Origin of the sequence: Halobacterium bonnevillei (assembly GCF_009831555.1) — an archaeon.
Classification (GTDB): Archaea; Halobacteriota; Halobacteria; order Halobacteriales; family Halobacteriaceae; genus Halobacterium; species Halobacterium bonnevillei.
In genome coordinates this window covers 1-6,231 of sequence record NZ_WUUU01000171.1, presented here as the reverse complement: position 1 = coordinate 6,231, position 6,231 = coordinate 1, and the positions used below count along the sequence as shown (strand labels likewise).

The window sequence follows — 6,231 nt, the reverse complement described above, 5'->3', positions numbered from 1 at the left end:
CTCGTCGAGCTCGACCCGGTCGACCGGGAGACGGCGTCGAGTCGCCCGCTCGGGACCACCATCCGCCGCCGCGGGTCGCTGCGCGAGTACGGCCACGACGCCATCAGCGACCGCCTGTTCGCCACAGTGCTCGACCGCGCGCTCCGCGGCGCACCCCTCGACTGCGTGGGCGCCGGCGGAACCCAGCGCGTGCTCGACTGCTACTGTCTCGTGCACGCCGTCGACGGCGTGCCCGGCAGCGCCTACCAGTACCACCCCGACGAGCGCGTCCTTGAGCGCGTCGGCGACACCGACCGCCGGACGGCGGGCCACCTCGCACTCGACCAGGGCGCGTCGGGGGACGCCGCAGCGAACGTCTACCTCCTCACGGACGTCGACCGCCTCCACGACGTCGCGGGCAACCGCGGCTACCGGGTCGCACAGTTGGCGGGCGGTATCGCGCTCGGCCGCCTCTACCTCGCGACGTACGCCCACCGTGCGCTCGGCGGTCGCGGGTTCACGTTCTACGACGACCGGGTCACAGCCCACCTCTCGCCGCGCGCCGCCGGCCAGGCGCCCATGACGCTGTTCGCGTTCGGAAAGCCCGAGAAGTGAGCGTTCGGCTCGAGAAAACATCGAGCAGTAGGGTCGGCGGAAGCGAGGGCCACTACCTGCGGACCGGCCCTCCACAAGACACATGCCGCGTCTGGGGCGACCGGTAGCCATGCGACGCCGCTCGTACCTCGCGGTGGCCGCGTCAGCCCTCTCCACTGCCGTCGCCGGCTGCACGTCCGCCGGTGACCGGGACGCCGACCCCGTCGCGGAATCGACGACGAACAGCGCGACGACAGCGACCACTGAAACCGTCACGCCGAGCACGCCCGCGGTGTCGACGTCGATACAAGACGTGGTTCTCCAGCCAGCAGCGCTGGACCTCAACGTCGACTACCTCACCGTCCGCGACGACGGCCAGTACCTCTTCGCGCAGGCGACTGTCGAGGAGGGAACGGCGGAACTCGAAGAGTACGCGCTCCGAATCGACGGCGAAACCCACCAGCCGCTGACCGGGCACGCGCGCCGCCGGCTCTGGCGGATGCGCGAGGGCCGCGAGTACGCGCCCGACAGCGGCGGCCTGGTTGCGTTCGAACTCCCGGGGAGCATCGAGGCGGTCGACTCTACGGCGGTTCTCGCCCACCCCGGTGGCGAGTACCGACTCGACGCCGAGTTGCGCAAGCGACTCACAGCAACCCCCGAGTTCGCCGTCGACCTCTCGGTACCCGAGACGGTCGCCGCGGACGGGTCGCTGTCGGTCACCGTTACCGTCACGAACGGTGGTGATTCGCCGGCGCGGTTCGTCGGCGGATTGAACCGCTACGGGCCGCGCGTCGCGTCGACACCCGTCGAGGCAATTCGTCCACTCGTGCCCGCCGGCGAGTCTGCGACGCGGGCTATCGACCAGACCAGGGTGCTCGCCGACACGTCGGACGAGGAGGTCGGCGATGGCGAATCCGACGTGAAGTTCTCGCTGTACACGCCCGCCAGAAGCGAGCAGCGATCCGTGCGAGTAGTGGATTCGGCGTAACTGGAGACGGGCGGCGACGCGTCAGTGCTGGCCCGTGACGAGGCGGCGGAGGATGTCCCCGTACGCGGGCCGGGTGATGATGACGCCGATGAGGACGCCGAGAATGGTCACGATGGCGAACCCGCGGAGGTCGCCGAGGCTGAGCACCGCGAGCGGACTCATCGCGATGATGGTGGTGACCGCGGCCGCGCCGATGACCCACAGCGCCTTCCGGAACCGACTCTTGAACACGCGGTTGGAGTCGATCTCCTTGGTCATCACCTCGTCGGCGATGATGACCAGGTCGTCCACCCCCGTCCCGATGACGGCGATGAACCCGGCGATGTGCGAGAGGTCCAGCGCCAGGCCGCTCACCGCGGCGAACCCGAGCAGGATGACCACCTCGGACAGCGCCGTGAACACCATCGGGACGGCCACGCGCGGGTCGCCGTACCGGAGGAACACCACCAGCGCCATCGCGACGGCGGCCGCGATGCCCGTCACCAGCGACAGCGGCTTGTACCGCTCCGCGAAGCTCGGGGAGACGAAGTAGGAGTCCTGGAAGTCCAGTTCAGCGGGGAGCGCGCCCGCACGCAGGTTCACCTGGAGTTCCCGGGCCTCCTCCATGGAGTTCGCGGTGATGAAGAACCGCGGGTCGTTGGTGAAGTCGTCGCCGTCCTCGAGACTGCTCGCGAGGCGAGAGCCCATGCTCGCGTCGTAGACGACTTCGTCGTCCAGCACCGTCAGCAGGCAGTAGCCGCCCTCGGGATACTGGCAGTTACTGATGCCGTTCCCGGTGGTGAACCCGTAGTTCCGCATGTCCTCGGCGAACCTGGGTGCGGCCTGGTCGGTGAGCACGACGGGGACAGACGGGCGCTCGTTGATGACGCGCGGCGGGCTGATGTCCGCCAAGTCCTCGCGCGTCAGGACCGTGGCGTTCGTCTGGTTGCCGTTCTCGGGGTAGAACGCCCACAGTTCGACCTCCCCGCGGCCCGCGATGAGCCCCCGGACCTGGGAGGCGTTCTGGCCGGGGACTTCGACGACGATGTACCTCTCGCCGGTCTGGGTCTCCGTCGTGGTCACGTCCGCGCCGGAGAAACCGGCCCCACCGACCTTGCTGGCGATGGTCTCGCGCATGGTCTCGCGGGTCTCCCCCGTGACGCCGTCGCGCACGGTGTCATAGCCGTACCCGAGGTCGTCGAGCGCGCCCCGGACCTCGTCCGTCGAGTTCTCGGAGTACACTTCGACGACGTTCGACGCGATGCGCGCCTGGACGTCTCTGGATTCCAGTGACAGCGCCTCCGCCACGTCCCGCTCCATGGCCTGTTCGTTGTCCTGTGTCACGTCGACGCCCTCGGCGGTCGCCCCGACCACCGCGGCGCGAAGTCTGGTGCCGCCGGACAGTTCGAGGCCGTACTGGAGGTTCGTCGCGCGGTCGGCGCTCGCTTCGGCGGCCTCGTCGCCGGCCACGTTCGGCCCGAACAGCGCGACGGTGCTGGCCAGCAGGAGGACGACGAGGAACGCGACGCGCCAGTTCTCGCGGAGCCAGCTCATCGCGCCACCCCCTCGAACTTGTACCAGCGCAGCAGCGTGACGTTCATCATGTAGGTGTTCATCAGGTCAGTAGTCAGCCCGAACACGAGCACGAGACCGATGTCCGTGAGCAGTTCGATGCCGAAGTAGTAGGAGACGACAGTCATGACCGCCATCGTGACGATGGAGGTGACGGTCATCGTCACACCCGTCCGCATCGCGCGGTGGACGCTCTCCCAGAAGCCGCCGGACCGCCGGAGGACGTGGTTGTTCAACAGGATGTCGGAGTCGACGCTGTAACCGATGAGCATCAGGAGGGCGGCGACGGTCCCCAGGGAGAGGTCGATGCCGAGGACGTTCATGAGCGCGACCGGGACGACGATGTCGCTGAACGCGGACAGCACGACGGCGATACTCGGAACGAACGTCCGGAACAAGAGGAAGACGACGCCGCTCATGCCGAGGAACGCGATGCCGACGCCGAGCACTGCGAGACTCTGGGTGGAACTCCCGAACGTCGGGTCCGTGCTCGAGGACTGCACCACCTCGAAGCCGGCGTCTGTGGCTTGCTGGTTCAGCGACTGCTGGTCCTCGGACTGGAACGTGATGAGGTACTGGTTCCCGCCAGTCCCAATCGACCGGATGGAGTCGTGGTCCTGCTCGAAGGCCGCGGTGACTTCGGACTGCGATGCGTCACTCTCGACGACGAGTTCCGTGCCGCCGGTGAACTCGATACCGTAGTTGACCGGCGCTCCCGTGACGGCGACCCACGCTCCGATGACGAGGAGCGCGACGGCCAGTACCGCCATCGGGGGTGCGAACAGTTCCCGCATGGAGTACTGGCTGAGGTCGACGTCCGGGACCTCGAAACTAGGCATGAATGGCGCTGGGTCGCCGCGGAGGATAAGGCTTCTTATCGTCGCTTGGAGGCCCTACGGAACGAATCGCTCGGGGACGTGCCGCCTGAGCGATTTCGGAACCCGCTGTGAGAGCCACGAGGAGAGTGCTGGCAGGCGTTTCCGGACGCCGACGTAGCCCGCCGACACGAGCAGTGCGGCGCCGACGACGCGCTGGATCGGCGGCCCGAACGCCTGCGCCGACGGGACGCCGATCAGAACGGCGACGACGGCGGCATCGAGCGGTGGTCCGACACGCCCAGGAGCCCGGTCGCCGACCGCCTCGTCGGATTCTCGGTCGTGCTCGCCGTCGTGCTGTTCGCGTACGTGTTCGCGGCGTTCGTCTGACCCGGGTGGGGACGCTGTGCGCTGCTCGGCCTTGTTTGCGGTGGGAGAGTTCTCGACCGCGTGACCGACGAGTCAGTTACGCTGCGTTCAGATTTCTGCGGCGACGGACGAAGTAGATCGGTCCGGTCACGACGGAGGACAGCACGCCGGCGAGCACGAGGCCGCCGGCGAGGTAGGGGACGATGCCGGTCGTGATCTCGCCACGGAGCACGGGCAGGGCAACGACAATTTCCAGGACGAGCGCGCCGGAAACGACGTAGAGCCACGGGTTGGGCTGCCAGTCGGCGTCCGAGTCCGCGAGGCTGGCCGCGTCCTCGACCAGCCACAGCGTTCCGGCGAGGCCCGCCAGGAAGTACGGGACGAGGAGACGTACGGGAGGAGGGTGGCGTCGCCGGGCGTGCCGGTGTCGAAGACCCCGAATCCGAAGACGAGGCCGACGGCGACGCCGACCAGTGTGGCTGCCAGCGGGACGACCAGCAGCCAGGCGGACCGGTCGCTGAGCCCCGGTCGCGCACCGGAGTCGTCGCCCGGTTCGGTGACGTCGTCGCTGCGGTCTGCTTCGTCGCCTGCGCGGGCGTTGCTGGACGCCGCCGCGCCGTCGGTGGACGTGGTGGACGCACCGGCCGCCCTCGCTGGCCTTTCTGACGGCCACCGTACGTCGAGCCGGTGGACGCCGTCGAGTGCCGATACCTCGAAGCGCGTGACGCCGGATGCGTCGTGGAGTCTGACTGTTCCCATCGGTGGTGCCTCTCGGGGAACACCGAGTTCCACTCCGCCGTCCCCGGATAGTGTCGCCACTACGCCGGGCAAAGCTTATGCGGCCGGAGTGAAAAGGGACAGTTGTCCTACCAGCTGCCCTTTTCGGTGCTGTACCCTGAGTTTGGATTAGTGCCAACTCAGTCACCCCCAAAGAAGGTTATCGAACCAGACTGACCTGTTCGGTGTGACTGACATACGAATCCCCCGACTGGGAAGAGTTCTATCGTTTTTCCCTCCGTTCCCTGATACGACTGTCTGTGGAGGGATTGCCGGGAACTCGGCAGGTCACTTCGGGACCGTGCAGCCGCTCTCGAGGTCGCGGCGCGAGGGAGAGACTTGGGCCGTAGCCGACCTACCGCGGGCTGACGCACCTTGCGCCGGAATGGCGTTGCGGACAGTCGCCGAGTCACCCGTCGCTCCAGCGGACCAGTGGCTGCGCCCGGGCGCGGCCTCGACCCGGAGCCTTCTTGGGCGCTCCCGACCGACCACTGCAATCATGACCGCGCGGAGGACGCCATGGGGATAGTCGAGGAGTTCCTCGACCTGAAGGCGGGGACTGACGCCGACCTGCTGGCGATGCAGGTCGGTGACTTCTACGAGTTCTTCGCCGAGGACGCCCGCGAGGTGGCCGAGGTCCTGGACCTGCAGGTCTCCGAGAAGTCCGCGCACGGGTCGTCGTACCCGATGGCGGGCGTGCCGGTGGACGACCTGACGCCGTACCTCGCGGCGCTCGTCGAGCGCGGCTACCGGGTCGCGATCGCCGACCAGTCCGAGGACGGCGGCGACATCGAGCGCGACATCGAACGCGTCGCGACGCCGGGCACGTTCGTGGATTCGACCGGGGCTGACGCCCGCTACCTCGCAGCGATCGTCCGCGACGACGACTGGGGGCTGGCGTTCGTGGACGTGACGACGGGGCAGTTCCACGTGACCGACGCGGACAGCGAAACGGCGGCGGTGACGGAGCTCCACCGGTTCAGCCCGGAGGAGGTGCTGCCGGGCCCCGACCTCCGGGGAGACGACGACTTCCTCGGCGCAATCCGTGAGCGCGCGGACGCAACGCTGACGCTTCACGAGGCGAACGCGTTCGCGCCCGGGAAGGCCGCCCACAGCGTCCGCGAGCAGTTCGGCGACGGCGCGCTGGAGAGTCTCGGG

General features: G+C 68.4%; 5 protein-coding genes and 1 pseudogene. 3 read left to right on the top strand and 3 right to left on the bottom strand.

Annotation, left to right across the window (positions count from 1 at the left end; genetic code table 11):
* Positions 1-594: pseudogene (locus tag GRX66_RS15445) on the top strand (dehydrogenase); the annotation flags it as partial.
* A gap of 109 nt (positions 595-703) precedes the next feature.
* Positions 704-1,561: a hypothetical protein gene (locus tag GRX66_RS15440; protein ID WP_159527343.1), complete on the top strand. Its 858-nt coding sequence runs from the start codon at positions 704-706 to the stop codon at positions 1,559-1,561.
* A gap of 21 nt (positions 1,562-1,582) precedes the next feature.
* Here GRX66_RS15440 and GRX66_RS15435 read toward each other — a convergent pair whose 3' ends face one another.
* The 3 genes from GRX66_RS15435 to GRX66_RS15425 form a co-directional block, all read right to left on the bottom strand.
* Positions 1,583-3,094 carry a preprotein translocase subunit SecD gene (locus GRX66_RS15435; RefSeq protein WP_159527342.1) on the bottom strand — a complete coding sequence of 504 codons (1,512 nt, stop codon included), beginning with the start codon at positions 3,092-3,094 and terminating at the stop codon, positions 1,583-1,585.
* Positions 3,091-3,951 (bottom strand): protein translocase subunit SecF, encoded by an 861-nt coding sequence (secF, locus tag GRX66_RS15430; RefSeq protein WP_159527341.1) that lies wholly within the window; start codon positions 3,949-3,951, stop codon positions 3,091-3,093. The genes GRX66_RS15435 and secF overlap by 4 nt, the downstream gene beginning before the upstream one ends.
* Positions 3,952-4,393: 442 nt before the next feature.
* On the bottom strand, positions 4,394-4,969 hold the full coding sequence (locus tag GRX66_RS15425) for a hypothetical protein (RefSeq protein WP_159527340.1): 576 nt from the start codon (positions 4,967-4,969) through the stop codon (positions 4,394-4,396).
* Positions 4,970-5,592: 623 nt separating this feature from the next.
* Between GRX66_RS15425 and GRX66_RS15420 the strand changes: the two genes are divergently transcribed.
* Positions 5,593-6,231, top strand: a 639-nt coding sequence (locus GRX66_RS15420) for a MutS N-terminal domain-containing protein (protein ID WP_449271469.1), incomplete at its 3' end; no start/stop codon positions are given.

Bases quoted from the DNA above. Each gene is read 5' to 3' on its own strand.
- secF (WP_159527341.1), bottom strand. From the start codon at position 3,951: ATGCCTAGTTTCGAGGTCCCGGACGTCGACCTCAGCCAGTACTCCATG.
- GRX66_RS15435 (WP_159527342.1), bottom strand. From the start codon at position 3,094: ATGAGCTGGCTCCGCGAGAACTGGCGCGTCGCGTTCCTCGTCGTCCTC.
- GRX66_RS15440 (WP_159527343.1), top strand. From the start codon at position 704: ATGCGACGCCGCTCGTACCTCGCGGTGGCCGCGTCAGCCCTCTCCACT.